Below are 21,736 nucleotides of genomic sequence, written 5' to 3'. Positions count from 1 at the left end.
TTAATTCAGGGCTTTTTTAATTCTTGGCGATCGATCCGATTGTTTGTCGCGGTGTTTCCAGCGTTTGTGTGTCCACAAATAAAATTCCGGCGCTTCATAAATTTGTTCTTCAACCATTCGTAAATATGTTGAGGTGATTTCGTAATTCGGAATTTCTTTTGGGTTTTCAGATAGCGGAACAAAAGTAGCCTGATAATGACCTCGTTTTACCTTTTGAACTTTTACAAAAACCAACGATAAATCCAGTTTTTTGGCCAACATTTCCGCACCGGTAAATACCGGAACATTGATTCCCATAAAAGTGTCAAAATAATTCGTACGGTGCAATTGCGGCGATTGATCACTGGCGAATCCGTAGAATCCTTTTACATTATTGATTTCGTTGCGACGAATTCCATCGACTGTTTCTTTGGCTTCAATTACAGTCGAATTAAAACGGGAACGAATATCGCGGATTAGTTTGTCAAAATATTTGTTTTGTATTTTTTTGTAAACGGCAAATGTTCTGAAATTAATGTATTTATCAATAATGATCAACCATTCCCAACTGGCATAATGCGCGCACATCATGATGATACTTTTATTTTTTTTCTCCATTTCCTGAACCAGCTCGACGTTGGTAAAAACAAAACGTTTTTTCATTTCGGCTTCCGAGATGGTCATTGTTTTTACCATTTCTAAAAACATATCACACATATGCTGGAAAAACTTCCGTTCAATACGAAGGCGTTCCTGATCCGATAAATGGGGTAAAGTATCGGCTAGATTTTTTCGCACGGTTTTTTTTCGGTATCCGATAACATGGTATACTATAAAATAAATACAGTCCGAAAGCAGATAAAAAACAGGAAAAGGAAGCATAGAGACACACCATAAAAACGGGTATGCTATTATATAAAGAATAAACTGCATTTTAAATTATTTTTTACAAATATACCTTTTAAAAATATTTTTACCATTCCAAATTAACATTACCTAAACAAACAATGTGTATTTTTACACAAAGAAAATAATAGAGTAGCATGAATCCTGTATTGTTAGTGATTATTGCGATTAATGTAATCGTAAGTTTTAAAGGATTTAACGATCCGGCTTTTTTTAGAAAATACGAATTTCATATCGGTAGTATTCGTGCCGGAGAACAGATCAGAATGTTTTCGTCTTCTTTTCTACATGCCGATATTGCCCATCTGGCTTTTAACATGATAACCCTTTTCTTTTTTGCACCTGTGGTACTACACGATTTGGGGACGCTTTCGTTTTTGATTATCTATATCGGGAGTCTGTTGTGCGGAAGTTTACTGACGTTGTATTTCCATAAAGACGATTATTATTACAGAGCAATTGGTGCTTCGGGTGCGGTAACAGGAATATTGTATTCGGCTATATTATTACGTCCGGACATGACATTGGGATTGTATTTTATTATTCCGGTTCCGGCCTATTTGTTCGGGATTGGTTATTTGCTGTATTCGATTTATGGCATGAAAGCCAAAAATGATAATATCGGACACGTAGCCCATTTTGGCGGCGCAATTGGCGGTTATGTGATCACAATTGCCAAAGTACCAGAAATGTTAACCGAAAATACGCTTATGGTAATCCTGTTGGCAATACCGATTATTATCCTGTTTTTTCTTGCAAAAACCGGGAAGTTATAAATTTTGGCATCACATTTGATTTATACTGTTTAACTTTAAAAGCACAAAAATGAAAAGATTAGTATTATTCGCAGTAGCCTTATTTATGGCAACCGTTTCAAACGCACAAGAAATGAAAACACAACCTCAGATAATTGTTTCCGGAGAAGGAAAAATTAAAGTTACTCCAGACTATGTGATTATCAGCGTAGGAGTGGAGAATACCGGTGATCAGGCCGCTGATGTGAAAAAGAAAAATGATATCGCCATCGACGCGGTGATCAAATACCTGAAAAAAGCAAAATTACCGGAATCGGATTATCAGACGAAACAGGTTCAGTTAAACAAAACCTACGATTACGAAAAGAAAAAACATTACTTCGTAGCGAATCAGACGATTTCTATTACTCTAAAAGATTTGTCTAAATACGATACGATGATGTTGGGATTAGTAGATTCTGGTATCAATGTGATCAATGGAGTGGATTTCAGATCGACTAAAGTAGCCGAATATGAATCACAGGCACGTGTTAGAGCGGTTCAGAATGCTAAGACTAAAGCGCAGGATTATGCAGGTGCTTTAAATCAGAAAATGGGGAAAGCGGTTTTAGTAACCGATAATTCATCAACGTATTATCCAAGACCGTATATGGCGGCAATGAAAATGTCAGCTGATACGGAAATGTCAAGAGAAACGTTGGCTATCGGTGAAATCGAAGTAACGGCAAACGTAACGATCAACTACGCTTTAGACTAATTAAAGCATCCTATATAAGAATAAAAACGGCTTCATTGAAGCCGTTTTTATTGTTTATAAACCTAAAAGAGTTATTGCTTTCGATTTGTTTGGATCTAATTCATAAGCCAAGTCTTCAATCAACCGGTTTTTACGATGCTGGTATTGACCTAGCATCATAGTGCTATCGTTATGATTCAAGTGTAACTGGATCATTTCGTTTACGGCACGGATTTCGTCTAGCAAATCGATGATTTTATATAGTTTCGCTTTATTCATACATCTAAGGTGCTGATTTTTTACGTATTAAAAGTGTATTTCTAAAAATCCTTTAGGACATTTTGACCATAATTATCCCGTTTTGTTTTACTGAAAAGAGTTATCCAAAATAGGTCTTTGTGAGTTTTAAACCTGACAGGTTTCGCAAACCTGTCAGGTTTAGATGCCGGGTTTAGCAGCGAAAACGACTACTACCGGGTAAAAATTTTTATGTAATCATTTGAATACGATTTCTTTACGTTTTTTTGCTCGTTTAAATTTTTCAATTTTCAAGAATTGTCTATTTTTGCACATGCAACACAACGTACTTATTTTAGATTTCGGGTCGCAATACACACAGCTTATTGCGAGAAGAGTTCGCGAATTAAATATTTTCTGCGAAATTTTTCCTTACAATCACTTTCCGAGTGATTTATCAAGTTATAAAGCGGTTATCCTTTCCGGTAGCCCGTTTTCCGTAAGATCAGAAGACGCTCCACATCCTGATTTGTCTCAAATCAGAGGTAAAATGCCATTATTAGCCGTTTGTTACGGTGCGCAATATCTGGCACATTTTAGTGGTGGAGAAGTAGCGCCTTCCAATATTCGCGAATACGGACGCGCCAACCTGTCTTTTGTTAAAGACGATGAATTGTTCTTTGATGAAGTAGCATTGAACAGTCAGGTTTGGATGAGCCATAGTGATACAATTAAACAATTACCAACGAACGGTGTACGTCTGGCCAGTACCAAAGATGTGGAAAATGCAGCCTACCGTATTGATGGTGAAACAACATATGCCATTCAGTTCCACCCGGAAGTATATCATTCGACCGATGGAAAACAAATGTTGGAAAACTTCCTGGTAAAAATTGCCGAAGTACCACAAACGTTCACGCCAAAAGCCTTTGTGGAGGAAATCGTGGAAGAAATGCGCGAAAAAATTCAAGGTGACAAGGTTGTTTTGGGACTTTCTGGCGGTGTCGACTCAACGGTGGCAGCCGTATTGTTAAATAAAGCAATCGGCGAAAACCTATACTGTATCTTCGTGAATAACGGACTTTTACGTAAAAATGAATTCGAAAATGTATTGGAACAATACAAAGGAATGGGATTAAATGTAAAAGGAGTAGACGCCTCGGCACGTTTTTTGAATGAATTGGCAGGAATTGAAGATCCGGAGTTAAAACGTAAAACAATCGGACGTGTGTTCATTGAAGTATTTGACGATGAAGCCAATCTGATCGAAGATGTAAAATGGCTGGCTCAGGGAACGATTTACCCGGATGTAATCGAATCGGTATCGGTAAAAGGACCATCAGCAACGATCAAATCGCACCATAACGTGGGAGGTTTGCCGGATTATATGAAATTACAAATCGTAGAACCGCTTCGTATGTTGTTTAAAGACGAAGTACGAAGAGTAGGAGCTACCTTGGGAATCAGTCCGGATTTGTTAGGAAGACATCCATTCCCGGGACCAGGTTTATCAATTCGTATCTTAGGTGATATTACACCGGAAAAAGTTCAGATTCTACAAGATGTGGATGCGATTTTTATCGAAGGTTTAAAATCACACGGATTGTATGATAAAGTATGGCAGGCCGGAGCGATCCTGCTTCCTGTAAATAGTGTAGGAGTTATGGGTGATGAACGTACCTATGAAAAAGTGGTGGCATTACGTGCGGTAGAATCGACCGATGGAATGACAGCCGACTGGGTGCATTTGCCGTATGATTTCCTAATGAAAATATCAAACGAAATTATCAATAAAGTGAAAGGGGTAAACCGGGTTGTTTACGATATCAGCTCCAAACCACCGGCCACTATTGAGTGGGAATAAAAAGAAAAGTAAATTCAGATAAGTCGTTATAAAATTCTAACTTTATAACGACTTATTCGCGTAAAAAAAGTAGTATGAAACATTTTGTAACTGTTGTAATTTCAGGATTATTCCTGTCGAATGTTGCCTTTGCGCAAACTAAAAATTACATCGAACATAAGGTAGAAAAAGGAGAAACGGTAGTGCAGATTGCCAAGAAGTACAGTGTAACGCCTTATGATATTTATCGGATGAATCCCGATTCGCAAAACGGATTAAAGGAAAATACGAAAATACTGGTTCCGACAGGTGCCGGCAAAATGCTTGCTGCTAAAACAGACGACAAAAAAGCACCGGTTAAAGAGGTGATAAAAGATAAGGTTAAAGAAGCGGTTGCTACTAAAACCATTACGCATACTGTAGAACCAAAAGAAGGGGTATATGGTATCGCAAAAAAATACGGAACCACTATTGAAGCGATTTATAAAAGCAATCCGTCTGTTGAAAAAGAAGGATTGAAAATCGGTCAGGTGTTAACGATTACTGTACCAAAAACAGACAAAGAGCCGGTTAAAAATACGGTTCAGGAAGTGAAACAATCACTTGCACCAACCAATGGTAAAACCTTGTACCATATAGTCGAAGCCAAAGAAACAAAATTTGGAATCGCTAAAAAATACGGACTATCGGTTTCGGAACTGGAAGACTTAAATCCGGGGATCAAAGAAAACCTGGAAATCGGGTACAATCTTAGACTGAGTAAAAATGTTCCGGCGGTTCAGAAAACAGTCGAAAAAGAAATCGAGAAAGTTGCTATAAACAATAAATACATGACCTATGAGGTAAAACCAAAGGAAACCATGTATCGTTTGACAAAATCGTCCGGTTTGTCGGAAGAACAGCTTATCGCGTTAAACCCGGAATTAAAGGATGGTGTTAAAGCCGGAATGCAATTGAAAATGCCAAATACGTCAAAGTTTGATGACGTTAAAGCGAATAAAGCATCGGTTGATATCGTAAAAACACTGAAAAAAGACAACGAAAAGGAACTGGTATTGTTTATGCCGTTTAATCTGGATCGTATTGCTTCTGACTCGGTTCGTACCACTCAGGAGCGATTGCGTTCGGATAAATTCCTGAACATGACACTGGATTTTTATGCCGGTGCTTTAATGGCTATCGATTCGGCACGCGCGCTGGGATTACCGGTAAAAGTCCGAATTTTTGATTCTAAAGAAACGAAAAACAACTCGGCTGTTGCTACGGTTATCGATAAAAATAACTTTTCGAATACCGATGCGGTTATTGGTCCGTTTTTCCAGTCGAATGTGGAAAATACTGCAAATTTGTTAAGTCAGTACAATACACCGGTGATTTCGCCATTGTCGAACGAAAAAGGAAAACCGTATTCGAATCTGTTCCAATCGATGCCTAATTCGGATGATGTGAAACGCAAGATGTTCGACTATATGCAGTCAAAAAACGGAAACATCATTGCGATTGTCGATCCGAAAAAAGGTTCTTCACGTCAATTCCTAAAAGAGAATTACCCATCGGTAAGACTGGCGGAATTAAACGAAAAAGGAGCTGTTACGTTGGAAAATATCAAAAGCTTAATGGAAGCCGATAAAGTGAATTTTGTAATTCTGGAAACCGAAAGCAAAACACTGGTGTTGAATTCGCTGAATGTTTTGGTGAGCGCCTTATCGCAATTCCAGGTACAATTGGTAACATTAGAGAAAAACGAAACGTTGGATTTTGATGAAATACCGTTGAGCCGTTTAACAAAACTAAGACTGTTGTATCCGTCGGTTACCAAAGATAACGAAACACCGGAGGCTTTGGTTTTTGCGAATACTTTTAAAAAGAAAAACAATATTTTCCCGAACCGTTTTGCAACCCGTGGTTTCGATGTAACGTTCGACGTAATTGTACGTATGTTCCAGGAAAACGGATTTAAAGAATCGGTAAATGAAAACGCTTCCGAACAGGTGGAAAACAAATTTGATTATACCAGTTTGGGTGGCGGCTATTACAATACGGGTGTGTATATTATGAATTATAACGACGATTTAACTGTTAAAGAAGCAAAATAATGACCTCAAAAGTAACCTATCTGGGCGATTTAAGAACATCGTCCATACATGTACAATCCGGGAGTGAAATTATTTCCGATGCGCCGGTAGATAACAATGGAAAAGGAGAAGCCTTTTCACCAACCGATACGGTAGCCAATGCTTTGGCAAGTTGTATGTTTACCGTAATGGGAATTAAAGCCCGTTCGATGGAGGTGGATTTTTCCGGATCGACAGCCGAAGTAACTAAAATCATGCAGGCCGAACCACGTAAAATTTCCGAAATTCAGGTGATTTTCCATATGGATATCAAGGCTGATGATAAGACCAAAACGATTCTGGAAAGAACGGCATTAACCTGTCCGGTGTATTTGAGTTTAAACCCGGATATCAAAAAAGTAATAACCTTTAACTGGAAATAATGATAAAAAAAGAACAGGATTACAACATGTTAGACTGGTGGAAAAAAGTAATGATTGATAATTATGCTACTTTTTCCGGCCGTGCCCGACGTGCGGAATATTGGAATTTTATGCTATTTCACATCGTTATTATGTTTGCCTTATGGATAGGGTTCTTTGTGGGACTTGGTGCCGAATCTGAAATAATCGGAGGATTAATTGGTGTTTTGTTGCTATTGTATATTGCAGGATCTATTCTTCCATCGTTGGCCGTAACGGTAAGAAGACTGCACGATGTGAATAAAAGCGGATGGATGTACCTGGTTTCTCTGATTCCGTTTGGATCTTTTGTATTATTATATTATATGGTATCGTACGGTGATCACGGAAGAAACGATTACGGAGAAGATCCGAAAATGCCGCTAGGCAGAAGTGCAATTTCCCAAATAGGAATGGAGTAATGTTTCCGGATAAACAAAAAGAATTACTAATAAAATTAGCTCATACAAAAATGCCCTTTGGAAAATACGAAGGGCGTTTTCTTATCGACCTGCCCGAATATTATGTCGTATGGTATCACAATAAAGGTTTTCCAAAAGGACAATTGGGCGAACAACTACAGTTGATATACGAATTAAAGCTAAACGGACTGGAAGAATTGGTACGAAACATCAAAAGGAATTTCCCAAAACCGTAACCGATTTATTAACGAATAATTGTCAGGGTACCGTTATTAATTCTCAATTTATAATTGTACTTTTGCCAAGTTTTTTACACAACTACAACAAACAACAACACAATGAATCAGACAAAATATATTTTTGTTACAGGAGGTGTGACTTCTTCCTTAGGAAAAGGAATTATTGCAGCTTCTTTAGCTAAATTATTACAAGCAAGAGGTTACCGAACGACGATCCAGAAATTCGATCCTTATATTAATGTGGATCCGGGGACATTAAATCCCTACGAACATGGAGAGTGTTATGTAACTGATGATGGAGCAGAAACTGACCTGGATTTAGGGCATTACGAACGTTTTCTAAATGTACCAACATCACAGGCCAATAACGTAACTACCGGTAGAGTCTATCTTTCGGTAATTGAAAAAGAACGTCGTGGTGAGTTTTTAGGAAAAACAGTACAGGTAGTTCCGCATATCACGAACGAAATTAAAGAACGCATGCAATTGCTGGGAAAATCCGGCGATTATGATATAGTGATCACCGAAATTGGAGGAACAGTAGGGGATATCGAATCCTTACCGTATATCGAATCGGTTCGTCAGTTATTATGGGAACTGGGCGATAACAACGGAATTGTGATTCACCTGACATTGGTTCCTTATTTGGCTGCTGCAGGAGAATTAAAAACAAAACCAACACAGCACTCGGTTAAAACCCTGATGGAAAGTGGAATCAAAGCTGATATTTTAGTTTGTAGAACCGAACACGAAATATCATCCGATTTACGTCAGAAACTGGCTTTGTTCTGTAACGTTAAAAAAGAAGCGGTGATTCAATCGATCGATGCTTCTACGATTTACGACGTACCGAACCTGATGCTGGAAGAAGGATTGGATCGCGTAGCGTTGAAAAAACTGGACTTACCGGAAAAAAACACCCCGGATTTGTCACAATGGAATGAGTTCTTACACAAACTGAAAAACCCGAAACACACCGTTAACATCGGTTTGGTTGGGAAATATGTAGAATTACAGGATTCGTATAAATCGATCCTGGAAGCCTTTATTCACGCCGGAGCGGCCAACGAAACTAAAGTGAACGTAATTAGCATTCACTCCGAGCATTTGGACGAAAGAACGGTAGCCGACAAACTAAAAGGTCTGGATGGAATTTTAGTAGCCCCCGGATTTGGTGGAAGAGGAATTGAAGGAAAAATAGAAACCGTACGCTATGCCCGCGAAAACAAAATTCCATTTTTCGGAATCTGTTTGGGAATGCAAATGGCGGTGATTGAATATTCCAGAAATGTACTGGGTTATGCCGATGCTAATTCGACCGAAATGAACGAAAGCACGTCCTATCCGGTGATCAGCATTATGGAAGAACAAAAAAATATTACCGATAAAGGAGGAACCATGCGTTTGGGTGCCTGGAAATGTACCTTAAAAGAAAACACATTGGCACACTCCATTTATGGAAAAACCAATATCTTGGAACGCCACCGTCACCGTTACGAATTTAACGGCGATTATATGGAAGTTCTGGAAAATGCAGGATTAAAAGCATCGGGTGTTAATCCGGACACCGGACTGGTAGAAGTTATCGAACTGGAAAACCATCCGTTCTTTATCGGAGTGCAGTACCATCCGGAGTATAAGAGTACCGTTGCGAATCCGCATCCGTTATTCGTACATTTTGTACAGGCGGCGGTTACGAATAAAGTTGGTTGCTAAAAAAGCAACACCGTAAATAGTAAACATTAGAATGGAAGAAAAGAAATTAGACGCAAAATCTATTGTAGGATTTGTTTTGATTGCCGGATTAATGATCTGGATGATGTTTAACAACATCGATAAAGAGAAAAAATCCATGGCTGCTGACGCTGAAAAAGCGAAAACCGAAAAAGTGGAAAAGGCTAGGGAAGCTGCTGTTAGTAAAGTAATAGCGGATACCACCAAAACCGATTCCCTTCGCGTAAAAGCGTTACAGAGTTCATTAGGTGCTTTTGCCTATAGCGCGTCATTGCCGTCGGCTAAAGAAAACGTTACGGAAGTATCCAATGGCGTTTTAACGTTAAAAATTGCGAACAAAGGTGGTTATATCACTGAAGCAACTATTAACGGGTTTGAGCAATTCAGCAAAGATTCTAAAAAACAGGTGGCCTTGATTCAACAAAACAATGCCAACCTGAATTTACAAATCCATACGCAGGACAATCGTATTTTAAATACGAAAGACCTATATTTCGAACCAACTGTTACCAAAGAAGGGGCTAACGATGTCGTAACCATGCGTTTAAAAGCGGGTGCGAATCAATTCCTGGAATACCGTTATGTATTAAAACCAAAAGAATACATGATGGATTTCGCGATCCGTTCGCAAGGATTGAGTTCGGTAGTGAACACAGCGAAACCGTTGGATATGGAATGGCAGTTAAAATCATTCCGTAACGAGAAAAGTGTAAGCTACGAAAACCGTTATACTGATTTGGTATATGAATACGAAAACGGAAAAGACAACTCGCTAAGTGCGACAAGTAAACTAGACGAAAAATCGGCGGAAGCGGTAACCTATGTAGCGTTTAAACAACACTTCTTTACTTCGATTTTATTAACCGATACACCGTTTAAAACGGCACAGTTAAAATCGGAAAATCTGGTTCACGACGAAAAAATTGACACGGTTTATACCAAAAACTTTGTAGCAAAATTACCGTTGGATTTTAAAAACGGAGAATTGAACTATAATATGAACTGGTATTATGGACCGTCGGATTATAATATCTTAAATTCATACAATAAGAATTTAGACGAAATCATGCCATTGGGATGGGGAATCTTCGGTTGGATCAACCGTTATGTATTTATCCCGGTTTACAATGTGTTGAGCGATTTTATTCCACACGGAATTGCGATCATTATCTTTACGATTTTAGTGCGTTTGGTAATGTCACCGGTAACGTATAAATCGTACCTGTCGCAGGCGAAAATGAAAGTATTGCGTCCGGAAATTGCCGAATTAAACGAGAAATACGGTAAAGATCCGATGAAGAAACAACAGGAGACGATGAAACTGTACAATAAAGCAGGTGTAAACCCAATGGCGGGTTGTTTGCCGGCGGTGATGCAGATTCCGGTTTTCTACGCCCTCTTCCAGTTCTTCCCGTCCTATTTCGATTTAAGACAGAAGAGTTTCCTTTGGGCAGATGACTTATCATCATACGATTCGGTATTACATTTACCATTCTATATTCCATTCTATGGAAATCACGTGAGTTTATTCCCGATTCTGGCTTCTGTTGCGATTTTCTTCTATATGAAAATGACAACCGGCGATCAGGCGATGAGCACACCGCCACAGGAAGGGATGCCGGATATGAGTAAAATCATGAAAATCATGATCTATGTTTCTCCTATCATGATGTTGTTCTTCTTTAATAACTATGCTTCCGGGTTGAGTTTGTACTATTTTATTTCAAACACAATCACGATCGGTATTATGTTGGTTATCAAGAATTACATTGTTAACGAAGAGAAGATCCATGCTCAGATTCAGGAAAATAAGACGAAACCTCAGAAACAGAGTAAGTTTCAACGAAAAATGCAGGAAATGATGGAGCAGGCTGAGGCACAGAAAAATGCCAAGGACAACAAAAAATAAAAAAAAGCATCCATCACGGATGCTTTTTTTGTATAATCTTTTGATAAATTAGCGAACCGACTTTATAAAATTATTTTCAGAATTATACGTTTTAATTTTGGATAAGCCCAATAACTATGAAAAAAACGTTTTTAGCGCTATGCTCTTTATTCTGTGCTGTAGCTTTCGCACAGGAAATCAATAAAACCGACGATAAAGGTCAACGTCACGGATTGTGGAAAGGTGTTTATGAAGATACCAAATACCCGCGCTATGAAGGAACTTTTGATCACGGTAAAGAAACAGGTGTTTTTAAATATTTCGACAACACCAAAGCAGGACCCGTTATTGGAACCCGTGATTTTTCGGCCAATGATGGTTCCAATTACAGTATTTTTTTCGATCAGAAAGGAAATAAGGTAAGCGAAGGGAAGATCGTAAACAAAGAACACGAAGGGGAATGGAAAATTTACCATAAAGGTGGGAAACCGGTGATGACGCAGGAGTATTATAAAAACGGAAAATTAGATGGTACGCGTAAGACCTATTATCCGAATGGTGCCATCGCAGAAGAAGCTACCTATGCAAACGGTCTGAAACAAGGTATCTATAAAAAATATTCCGATAAAGGAGTGGTTATTGAAGAGACGACTTATGTTAATGATCAATTCGACGGACCGTCTATCTATCGCAACGCAGCCAACGAAGTAACAGTTCGCGGTCAGTTTAAAAAGGGTAAAAAATCCGGAATCTGGAAATTCTACGAAAAAAACAAACTGGTTAAGGAAGTCAACGCGAAAAAAGTAAACGATATGACTTTTAAAATCGTTACCGATTCGGACGGAAAGAAGAAACCAACCGAATTAAAAAGCAAAACCGAATAATATCGTACTTTTGCGTAAAATAACTGAAAATCAATATAAAAAGAAGGAGAATAAATAAATGAAACGAGTAGTCGTAGGACTTTCCGGTGGTGTGGATTCGAGTGTGGCAGCCTATCTTTTACAAGAGCAGGGCTATGAAGTGATTGGCCTTTTTATGAAAAACTGGCACGACGATTCGGTAACAATATCGAACGAATGCCCTTGGCTGGAAGACAGCAATGATGCGCTTTTGGTAGCCGAAAAATTAGGAATTCCATTTCAGACAGTCGATCTGAGTGAACAATATAAAGAACGTATCGTAGACTATATGTTTAACGAATACGAAAAGGGGCGAACCCCAAATCCGGATGTACTTTGCAACCGCGAAATCAAGTTTGATGTCTTTATGAAAATAGCCTTAAGTCTTGGTGCCGATTATGTGGCAACGGGACATTATTGCCGTAAAGGAATCCTTGAAAAAGACGGAGAAGAAGTATATCAATTGCTGGCGGGTGTCGATGGTAATAAAGACCAGTCGTATTTCCTATGTCAGTTATCGCAGGAGCAACTGGCTAAATCCCTGTTTCCTATCGGAGAATTAACCAAACCACAGGTACGCGAAATTGCAGCACGTATGGAATTGGTTACAGCCGAAAAGAAAGATTCACAAGGACTTTGCTTTATCGGAAAAGTACGTTTACCGGAGTTTTTGCAACAGCAATTACAACCCAAAGAAGGATTGATTTTTGAAGTTGCTGCCGATAGTCCGGTTTACAATCAGGAACAACCAACATTCGCTTCGCAAAAAGAGGAATTGGCCTATTTATCTAAAAATATAGCCTATACGCCCGAAATGGGTAAAGTGGTTGGAAAACATCAGGGGGCACACTATTTTACAATTGGTCAGCGTAAAGGTTTAAACGTCGGCGGAACAAAAGAGCCGTTGTTTATTATTGCTACCGATGTGACGACAAATACGATTTATACCGGTCAGGGAAACAATCATCCGGGCTTGTTTAAAAAAGCATTGTTTATCCAACAGCCGGAAGTACACTGGATCCGTGAGGATTTAAAATTAAAAGCCGGAGAGAAAATGGAAGTAATGGCGCGTATTCGTTACCGTCAGCCGTTACAAAAAGCAACCTTATTCCAGTTCGAAAATGGGATGTATGTCCTTTTTGAAGAGCCGCAATCAGCTATAACGGAAGGGCAATTTGTTTCATGGCATATCGGAGAAGAATTAGTAGGTTCGGGAGTAATTTCTTAAATTGCGTTTTCAAATCCCCGAAAACATGAAAAAGTACTTTACGCTACTTATACTTTTATTATATAACGTATCCTTTTCACAAGAAGACGCATGGGTTTATTTTTTGGATAAACCCAATGCGCAAACGTTTCTCAATAATCCGCTGTCGATACTTTCACAACGCGCTTTAGACCGTAGAGCCGCACAGGGAATCGCACTCGATGTGATGGATGCGCCCATTCATCAGCCCTATATTGATCAGATAACGACAATTCCGGGGATTACGGTTATGGCCAAATCCAAATGGTTAAATGCATTACATGTTCGCGGAACACAACAGGCTATTACTAATTTAACAAGCCAGCCGTTTGTGAGCAGTGTTGATTTTGCGAATAAAACATTAAATATTACTGGAAGAACAGCACAAAATCCGACTTCCGGTTTGTTCCAGAAGGCATTTAGTGTACAGGCGGATTTCCCTTATGGACAATCGGCGACACAAATACAAATGCTCAACGGACATTTACTGCATCAACAAAACTATACCGGTAGCGGAAAAATTATTGCCGTATTGGATGCCGGTTTTCCCGGAGTTAATACGACCGCTCCGTTTGCCCGTATCCGTAATAACAATCAGATTAAAGGCGGCTATAATTTTGTAAACCGCAACGATAATTTTTATACCGGATACCAACACGGAACTCAGGTATTGTCCAATATGGCGGCCTATGTCGAAAATCAGTTGGTGGGAACTGCACCGGATGCCTCTTATTATTTATTTGTAACGGAAGATTATAATACCGAGAATCCATTGGAGGAAAGCCTTTGGGTAGAAGCGGCAGAAATGGCCGATAGTCTGGGTGTGGATATCATCAATTCATCTTTAGGCTATAGTCAGTTCACAAATGCCAGTTATAATTATACTTATCAGGATATGGACGGTAATACCACCTTTGTGACTCGCGGTGCGAATATCGCTTTTACCAGAGGTATGATTGTAGTGTGTTCTGCCGGTAACGAAGGCGCAAAACCGTGGAAATATATTACGGCTCCGGCTGATGGACCAAATGTACTGACTATCGGTGCCGTTAACTCCTCAGAAGTACGATCGTCTTTTAGTTCGCAGGGACCTACTTCAGACGGAAGAATCAAACCCGATGTAATGGCAATGGGTGCCGGTTCGGTAGTAACTACAGAAACCGGAGAATTAGGTTTTAATAACGGAACATCCTTTTCGTCACCAACGCTTGCCGGATTGGTAGCTTGTTTGTGGCAGGCATTACCCGATAAAACGAATCAGGAGATCGTACAACGAATAAAACAATCAGCGGATCGTTACACCAATCCGGATGATTTTTACGGCTATGGAATTCCGGATTTTTATTCGGCCATAAGTCTTACATTGGCAACCGATTCATTTACATTAAATGGATTTAGCCTATATCCTAACCCTACAACTGCCAACCTGACCATTTCGGCTTCGGGACAAAGAGAAGCTAGTTTTGTACTTTACAATAACCTTGGGCAGGAAGTAATTCGCAAAAAATTAAATGATATTCAGGAAACCACGATTTCGATGGAAAACCTGAAAACCGGATTTTACCTGTATACTATCGTATCCGGTACTGCGACTTTTTCCGGGAAAATAATCAAAAAATAGCTGTATTTTCCAAAATTTGGAAAAGAATAAAAGCGTCATATTTCTATGATTGACTCCTATTATGAGTTAGTTGTCCTATAATGTTAAAGGGGAAATAAGCTGATTTAGAGTAATATTACAAAATACTTTTTTAAAATTAAAACATGAAAAGAATTTTTGTATTATTTATACTCTTAGTGTACAATATGTCTTATTCACAAACAGAAGACGCATGGGTTTATCTTAAGGATAAACCAGATGCGGAAACTTTTCTGGATAATCCGCTATCAATGCTTACCCAAAGAGCTTTAGATCGTAGGCGGGTGCAAGGGATCCTACTTGATGAAATAGATGTACCCATTCACCAGCCGTATATTGATCAAATAGCCGCAGTTCCGGGTATTACGATTATGGCCAAATCCAAATGGATGAATGTGTTGCATGTTCAAGGAACGATGCAGGAGATTAAAGGATTGAAAACATTGTCTTATGTGTCTGATATTGATTTTGCGAATAAAGAAAATGAAGAGAATCCTCCCGTAATCGCAGCACTGAAATCAGTATCCGAATTTTCAAAAGGGTTCCGGAAAAATGGTAACATACAGGCTCGTCTTCCGAATAAACAATCGGATACACAAATACAAATGTTAAACGGACATTTACTACATCAACAAAATTTTACAGGAAACGGAAAAATTATTGCTGTATTTGATAAAGGGTTCGTCGGGGTAAATACCGGAGCACCTTTTGAACGGATTCGAAGTAACAACCAGATCAAAGGCGGCTATAATTTTATTACCCGAAGCGATGATTTTTATAGCGGAAATGATCATGGAACCAAGGTGTTGTCCATTATGGCAGGCTATGTCGAAAATAAGTTGGTCGGAACCGCTCCGGATGCCTCCTATTATTTATTTGTAACGAAAGATATTATTACAGTAAACCCGTTGTTAGAAGAAACCCTTTGGGTGGAAGCCGCGGAAATGGCAGATCGTCTGGGGGTCGATTTGATCAATTCTTCTTTGGGATATAGCAATTATAACTATGAACTTCTGGACGGCGATCATGCTTTTGTATCACTAGGTGCTAATATTGCGTTTACCAGAGGAATGATTATAGTAGGATCTGCTGGTGACGAAGGGGCTAATCCTTGGAGGTATGTTTCTGCTCCGGCCGATTCACGTTATGTATTGACGGTGGGTGCAGTAGATGCATCCAAAGTACGTGTCAATACCAGTTCTGAAGGACCTTCAGCAGACGGAAGAATAAAACCGGATGTAATGGCGATGGGTTCGGGAGTGGTAGTCGCTACTGAAGAGGGAGAACTTGATTTTGAAGATGGAACATCCTTTTCGGCACCAATTTTAACCGGACTTGTGGCTTGCCTGTGGCAAGCTTTGCCTAACAGATCCAATGACAACATTATACAGCATATAAAAAGATCTGCTGATCGGTATAACCATCCGGATAATTTTTACGGTTACGGGATTCCCGATTTCCAGTTGGCCTTAGATCCGACACTGGCAATCGGGGTTTATTCACCAAAAGTAGATGCGCGGGTTTATCTTAAGAATAAACCAGATGCGGAAACTTTTCTGGATAATCCGCTATCAATGCTTTCCCAAAGAGCTTTAGATCGTAGACGGGAGCAAGGGATCCTGCTTGATGAAAAAGATGTACCCATTCACCAGCCGTATATTGATGAAATAGCCACAGTTCCGGGTATTACGATTATGGCGAAATCCAAATGGATGAATGTGTTGCATGTTCGAGGAACGATACGGGAGATTGAAGGATTGAAAACATTGTCCTATGTCTCTGATATTGATTTTGCGAATAAAGAAAATGAAGAGAATCCTTACGTAATAGCAGGACTGAAATCAGTATCCGAATTTTCAAAAGGGTTTCGGAAAAATGGTAATATACAGGCTCATCTTCCGAATAAACAATCGGATACACAAATACAAATGTTAAACGGGCATTTACTACATCAGCAAAATTTTACAGGAAACGGAAAAATTATTGCTGTATTTGATAAGGGGTTTGTTGGGGTAAATACCGGAGCTCCTTTTGAACGGATTCGAAGTAACAACCAGATCAAAGGCGGCTATAATTTTGTTACCCGAAGCGATGATTTTTATAGCGGAAATGATCATGGAACCAAGGTGTTGTCTATTATGGCAGGCTATGTCGAAAATAAGTTGGTCGGAACCGCTCCGGATGCCTCCTATTATTTATTTGTAACGAAAGATATTATTACAGAAAACCCGTTGTTAGAAGAAACCCTTTGGGTGGAAGCCGCGGAAATGGCAGATCGTCTGGGCGTCGATGTGATCAATTCTTCTTTGGGATATAACAATTATAGGTATGAACTTCTGGACGGCGATCATGCTTTTGTATCACTAGGTGCTAATATTGCGTTTACCAGAGGAATGATTATAGTGGGGTCTATTGGGGAGAATGGGGTTAGACCCTCGAGGTATATTTCTGCTCCGGCCGATTCACGTAATGTATTGGCGGTGGGTTCAGTAGATGCATTCAAAGTACGTGTCAATACCAGTCCTCGAGGACCTTCAGCAGACGGAAGAATAAAACCGGATGTAATGGCGATGGGTTCGGGAGTGGTAGTCGCTACTGAAGAGGGAGAACTTGATTTTGAAAATGGAACATCCTTTTCGACACCAATTTTAAGCGGACTTGTGGCTTGCCTGTGGCAGGCTTTGCCTAACAGATCCAATGACAACATTATACAGCATATAAAAAAATCTGCAGACCGGCATAATAATCCAGATAATTTTTACGGGCATGGAATTCCTGATTTTTATTCGGCCATAAACCTTACATTGGCAACCGATTCTTTTGCATTAAATGGATTTAGTATATATCCTAACCCTGCAACTGCCAACCTGACCATTTCGGCTGCGCAGCAAAACGAAGCAACTGTAGTGTTTTATAACAGTTTGGGACAAGAGGTAATCCGAAAGTCACTCAATGGTAGGCAGGAAACAACAGTGTCTCTCGAAAACCTTAAAGCGGGAGTCTATTTTTATACTATTGTTGCTGGCGAAGCCACTTTTTCGGGAAAGATCATTAAAAAATAATCAAGTAAGCTTATAAAAATAGCGGAGATCATAATTGACCATTTAAACGAGCAAATTGTCCATAGTAAATGTAAAATGGATTAATTATTATATACTAATATGGTAGAATTATTTTTAAACGTATAAAATATGAAAATAATTTTTACTTTTTTAGTGGTATTTGTTCAAACGTTTTTATTTGCTCAGGAAGATGCCTGGGTTTATTTGAACAATAAACCTGATGCTCCGTTTTTTTTGAATAATCCATTGTCCATACTAACGCAACGGGCATTGGATCGAAGAGCTTCACAGAATATTGAGCTTGATGATATGGATGCGCCAGTTCATCAAGCTTATATAGACCAGATCAGTGCTAATGCAGGAATACAGATAATGGCAAAATCCAAATGGATGAATGCTTTGCATGTTAGAGGCGAGGAACAAGCCATAAGAGAATTGACAGTTTTACCGTTTGTAAATAGAATTGATTTTGCCAATAAAACTTTAAATGGGAATACTGGAATAGTGGCAAATAAAAACGAGAAAAAGAGGCCGGAAGCTAAAGTTGATGAAATATCAAATTTAGCTTCCGGTTCCTTATTAGAGCTATTTACTGATAGTCAAATAGAAGTGTTAAACGGACATTTATTACATCAGGAAGGGTATACCGGCAATGGGAAAATCATTGCACTTATCAATTCTGGATTTAAGGGAGTAAATACAATTCCACCATTTGAGAGAATTCGAAATAACAACCAAATTAAGGGTGGATATAATTTTGTAACTCGTGATGATAATGTTTATACGGGGACGGATTTTGGAACAAAGACGTTGTCTACTATGGCGGCCTATATAGAAAATAATTATGAAGGAACTGCTCTAGATGCTTCGTATTATTTGTTTGTGAGTTATGGAGAAAATGGGAAATCGCCTTTAGAAGAAAGTTTATGGGTAGAAGCCGCTGAAATGGCAGATAGTTTGGGTGTCGATATTTTAAATTTCCCTCTTGGATTTTATAAATTTGATAATCCGAATTATGATTATACGTATCAGGCTATGAACGGTGAGACTACTTTTATTTCGAGAGGAGCGAATATTGCTTTTAGCAGAGGAATGATAGTGGTGAGTCCCGCTGGAAATTTAGGAAATAAACCGTGGAGATATATTACTGCTCCAGCCGATGTCGCTAATGTACTAACAGTTGGTGCTATTAATCAGATAAGGGAATGGGCATCTTTCAGTTCTGTGGGACCAACCTCTGATGGAAGAATAAAACCGGATGTTATGGCAATGGGATCTGCTACTAGTGTAATAAGCGGTGAAGGTACTTGTGAATTTAAAAGCAGTACGATGTATGCCTCATCACTAATAGCTGGAATGGTAGCCTGTTTGTGGCAGGCATTACCCAATAAAACGAATGCTGAAATATTACAGTTGATCAAAGAATCTGCAGATCGGCATAATGATCCGGATAATTTTTACGGGCATGGTATCCCGAATTTTCAATTAGCACTCGAACAAGGAATGCTGAAAACGAATAGTTTTACAATAAAAAGACCTGTGCTTTATCCGAATCCAACGAGTGGTAAACTTACAATCACCGGATCAGATTACGGTGAAGCGCGGTTCCGCTTATATGACACTATGGGAAAAGAAGTTATGGACGAACAGTTAACGGGACTTCAGGAAGTTGAAATATCCACGAAAAAACTAAAATCCGGTATTTACCTGTATACAATTATCACCGGTGATACTGTTTTTTCCGGTAAGATAATTAAAAAGTAGTTTTATTGGCATCCGTTGACTCAGATCGGAATACTGTTTTTTGATTGTAATGTTACTTTTATAGTGCTAGACTAACCCCGATACCTTATCTTTGAAAAAGACTTCTATTTTACAGCGGTCATTACATTTTAGAGAGCCAATAAAATTAATGTTACTATATAATGAACAGAATAACGCAACTTTTTAATATTCAGTATCCCATTATTCAGGGAGGAATGATCTGGAACAGCGGATATAAATTAGCCAGTGCAGTGAGTAATGCCGGCGGTCTTGGACTAATTGGTGCCGGATCGATGTACCCGGACGTATTGCGCGAACACATTCAGAAATGTAAAAAAGCAACCGATAAACCTTTTGGTGTCAATGTCCCGATGTTATATCCCAATATCGAGGAAATAATGAATATTATTGTTGAAGAAGGTGTGAAAATTGTTTTTACCTCTGCAGGCAATCCCAAAACCTGGACGGCATTTTTAAAAGAACACGGCATTACCGTAGTGCATGTTGTGAGTAGCTCCAAATTTGCTTTAAAAGCACAGGAAGCCGGAGTGGATGCAATTGTTGCCGAAGGTTTTGAAGCCGGCGGACATAACGGTCGTGAAGAAACCACTACTTTAACACTGATTCCGATGGTGAAGGAACAAATCAGTATTCCGTTAATTGCTGCCGGAGGAATTGCTACCGGAAGAGGAATGTTGGCGGCTATGGTTTTAGGAGCCGACGGCGTGCAAATGGGATCCCGTTTTGCCGCTTCCGAAGAAAGTTCGTCGCATGACAATTTTAAGCAAACTATACTAAATGTAAAAGAAGGGGATACACAGTTAACGCTAAAAGAGCTGGCTCCCGTTCGACTGATTAAAAATAAATTCTACGAAGAAGTTCAGACTTTATATACCAAATGTCCTACACCGGACGAGTTAAAAGCCTTATTGGGGCGTGCAAGAGCCAAACGAGGTATGTTCGAAGGCGATCTGGAAGATGGAGAACTGGAAATCGGACAAATTGCAGGATTAATCCATGATATTAAACCGGTTTCGGAAATCGTTGTGAATGTAATAGAAGAATTTGAAGCTGCTAAAAAACAAGTAGCGATATTGTAATAAAAAAACCGGTTGTACAACCGGTTTTTTTATTTATTCTGCCATTTTACGCAGTTGATTTTTGTCTTTTAAACTAATTTTTTTCCCGGTTAAGGTTATTAACCCGTTTTTATTAAAGTCGGATAGTAAACGGATACAGCTTTCGGTTGCCGTTCCGATAATACTACTCAGTTCTTCACGGGAAAGCTGAATTTTTAAAGTGCCATCGGCATTCACACCAAAGGTATCGTGCAGATACAATAAAGTCTCGGCCAAACGTTCCTTTACACTTTTCTGAGCCATCGAAACCATATGATCATCAGCTTCTTTTAAATCGCTGCAAATCGTACGCATCACGTTCATCGAAAACTGATTGTTATTGTTAAAAAAGGCCAGAATTTCACTTTTTGGAATAAAACAAACCTGCATATCTTCAAGTGCAATTGCACTTAAGTTGGCGGGTTCGTCACTAATCATCGAACGTTGGCCCAAAAGTTCACCCGGTTTGACCAGTTTTACAATATGATCCTTACCGTTCTGACTGAGTTTGGATAATTTACAAACGCCGTCTTTGACACAATAAATGCCATTGGTAACTTCTCCTTCTTCAAAAAGAGGTTCTCCTTTTTTTATGGTATACGAAGTTTTACAACTGGCTATTTTCAGTAACTCCTCCTTATTCAAGGCCTTAAGTGAGCTAAATTCCCTAACGATGCATTGTTCACATTTCCCCATATAACTATCCTTAGCGTTTCATACAAATATAGCAAAAGTATGACAAATATCATAT

At 39.1% G+C, this 21,736-nt stretch carries 18 protein-coding genes; 15 read left to right on the top strand and 3 right to left on the bottom strand.

Translation table 11 applies throughout. The features are described 5' to 3' along the window. Nucleotides 1-912: a lysophospholipid acyltransferase family protein gene (locus tag AAFN64_RS11275; protein WP_300489087.1), complete on the bottom strand. Its 912-nt coding sequence runs from the start codon at nt 910-912 to the stop codon at nt 1-3. A gap of 110 nt (nt 913-1,022) precedes the next feature. Here AAFN64_RS11275 and AAFN64_RS11270 point away from each other — a divergent pair, with 110 nt between their 5' ends. Both AAFN64_RS11270 and AAFN64_RS11265 read left to right on the top strand, forming a co-directional pair. After that, nucleotides 1,023-1,661 (top strand): rhomboid family intramembrane serine protease, encoded by a 639-nt coding sequence (locus AAFN64_RS11270; RefSeq protein ID WP_300489084.1) that lies wholly within the window; start codon nt 1,023-1,025, stop codon nt 1,659-1,661. Nucleotides 1,662-1,710: 49 nt separating this feature from the next. Next, nucleotides 1,711-2,397, top strand: coding sequence for an SIMPL domain-containing protein (locus AAFN64_RS11265; RefSeq protein ID WP_347760501.1), 687 nt, complete (start codon nt 1,711-1,713; stop codon nt 2,395-2,397). Nucleotides 2,398-2,451: 54 nt separating this feature from the next. Here AAFN64_RS11265 and AAFN64_RS11260 read toward each other — a convergent pair whose 3' ends face one another. After that, a complete protein-coding gene (locus AAFN64_RS11260) occupies nt 2,452-2,655 on the bottom strand; it encodes a hypothetical protein (protein WP_347760500.1) in 204 nt (67 codons plus the stop codon). 292 nt (nt 2,656-2,947) lie between these two features. On the opposite strand from AAFN64_RS11260, the gene guaA reads away from it, so the two are divergent. The 13 genes from guaA to AAFN64_RS11195 all read left to right on the top strand — a co-directional run bounded on the left by guaA (nt 2,948) and on the right by AAFN64_RS11195 (nt 20,967). Continuing rightward, the gene (gene guaA, locus AAFN64_RS11255) at nt 2,948-4,477 is read left to right on the top strand and encodes a glutamine-hydrolyzing GMP synthase (protein ID WP_347760499.1); all 1,530 of its coding nucleotides are present in this window, start codon (nt 2,948-2,950) and stop codon (nt 4,475-4,477) included. Nucleotides 4,478-4,551: 74 nt separating this feature from the next. Beyond that, nucleotides 4,552-6,552 carry a LysM peptidoglycan-binding domain-containing protein gene (locus AAFN64_RS11250; protein ID WP_347760498.1) on the top strand — a complete coding sequence of 667 codons (2,001 nt, stop codon included), beginning with the start codon at nt 4,552-4,554 and terminating at the stop codon, nt 6,550-6,552. Beyond that, the gene (locus AAFN64_RS11245; RefSeq protein ID WP_347760497.1) at nt 6,552-6,953 is read left to right on the top strand and encodes an OsmC family protein; all 402 of its coding nucleotides are present in this window, start codon (nt 6,552-6,554) and stop codon (nt 6,951-6,953) included. The genes AAFN64_RS11250 and AAFN64_RS11245 overlap by 1 nt, the downstream gene beginning before the upstream one ends. Then, complete coding sequence (locus tag AAFN64_RS11240) at nt 6,953-7,393, top strand: DUF805 domain-containing protein (RefSeq protein WP_347760496.1); 441 nt, start codon at nt 6,953-6,955, stop codon at nt 7,391-7,393. Before AAFN64_RS11245 ends, AAFN64_RS11240 begins: the two co-directional genes overlap by 1 nt. After that, entirely contained in the window at nt 7,393-7,629 is a 237-nt protein-coding gene (locus AAFN64_RS11235; protein WP_300489066.1) for a DUF3820 family protein, read from the top strand. The genes AAFN64_RS11240 and AAFN64_RS11235 overlap by 1 nt, the downstream gene beginning before the upstream one ends. 102 nt (nt 7,630-7,731) lie before the next feature. Next, nucleotides 7,732-9,348 carry a CTP synthase gene (locus tag AAFN64_RS11230; protein WP_347760495.1) on the top strand — a complete coding sequence of 539 codons (1,617 nt, stop codon included), beginning with the start codon at nt 7,732-7,734 and terminating at the stop codon, nt 9,346-9,348. Nucleotides 9,349-9,379: 31 nt separating this feature from the next. Then, the gene (gene yidC / locus AAFN64_RS11225; RefSeq protein ID WP_300489059.1) at nt 9,380-11,275 is read left to right on the top strand and encodes a membrane protein insertase YidC; all 1,896 of its coding nucleotides are present in this window, start codon (nt 9,380-9,382) and stop codon (nt 11,273-11,275) included. A 116-nt stretch (nt 11,276-11,391) separates the two neighbouring features. Beyond that, a complete protein-coding gene (locus AAFN64_RS11220; protein WP_347760494.1) occupies nt 11,392-12,138 on the top strand; it encodes a hypothetical protein in 747 nt (248 codons plus the stop codon). A 58-nt stretch (nt 12,139-12,196) separates the two neighbouring features. Continuing rightward, the gene (mnmA, locus tag AAFN64_RS11215) at nt 12,197-13,384 is read left to right on the top strand and encodes a tRNA 2-thiouridine(34) synthase MnmA (RefSeq protein WP_347760493.1); all 1,188 of its coding nucleotides are present in this window, start codon (nt 12,197-12,199) and stop codon (nt 13,382-13,384) included. 25 nt (nt 13,385-13,409) lie between these two features. After that, nucleotides 13,410-15,023 carry a S8 family serine peptidase gene (locus AAFN64_RS11210; protein ID WP_347760492.1) on the top strand — a complete coding sequence of 538 codons (1,614 nt, stop codon included), beginning with the start codon at nt 13,410-13,412 and terminating at the stop codon, nt 15,021-15,023. A 143-nt stretch (nt 15,024-15,166) separates the two neighbouring features. Continuing rightward, nucleotides 15,167-18,103: a S8 family serine peptidase gene (locus tag AAFN64_RS11205; protein ID WP_347760491.1), complete on the top strand. Its 2,937-nt coding sequence runs from the start codon at nt 15,167-15,169 to the stop codon at nt 18,101-18,103. A gap of 129 nt (nt 18,104-18,232) precedes the next feature. Next, a complete protein-coding gene (locus AAFN64_RS11200) occupies nt 18,233-19,867 on the top strand; it encodes a S8 family serine peptidase (protein ID WP_347760490.1) in 1,635 nt (544 codons plus the stop codon). 161 nt (nt 19,868-20,028) lie between these two features. Next, nucleotides 20,029-20,967, top strand: a complete 939-nt coding sequence (locus tag AAFN64_RS11195) for a nitronate monooxygenase (protein WP_347760489.1) — start codon at nt 20,029-20,031, stop codon at nt 20,965-20,967. A 33-nt stretch (nt 20,968-21,000) separates the two neighbouring features. On the opposite strand, the gene AAFN64_RS11190 is transcribed toward AAFN64_RS11195, so the two are convergent. Continuing rightward, entirely contained in the window at nt 21,001-21,681 is a 681-nt protein-coding gene (locus AAFN64_RS11190) for a Crp/Fnr family transcriptional regulator (RefSeq protein ID WP_300484845.1), read from the bottom strand. Between the last annotated feature and the right edge of the window lie 55 nt (nt 21,682-21,736).

Source organism: Flavobacterium sp. CAU 1735 (genome assembly GCF_039888695.1).
Classification (GTDB): Bacteria; Bacteroidota; Bacteroidia; order Flavobacteriales; family Flavobacteriaceae; genus Flavobacterium.
Note: the sequence above shows the minus strand (reverse complement) of the source record. Positions and strands in the feature narration are given on the sequence as shown.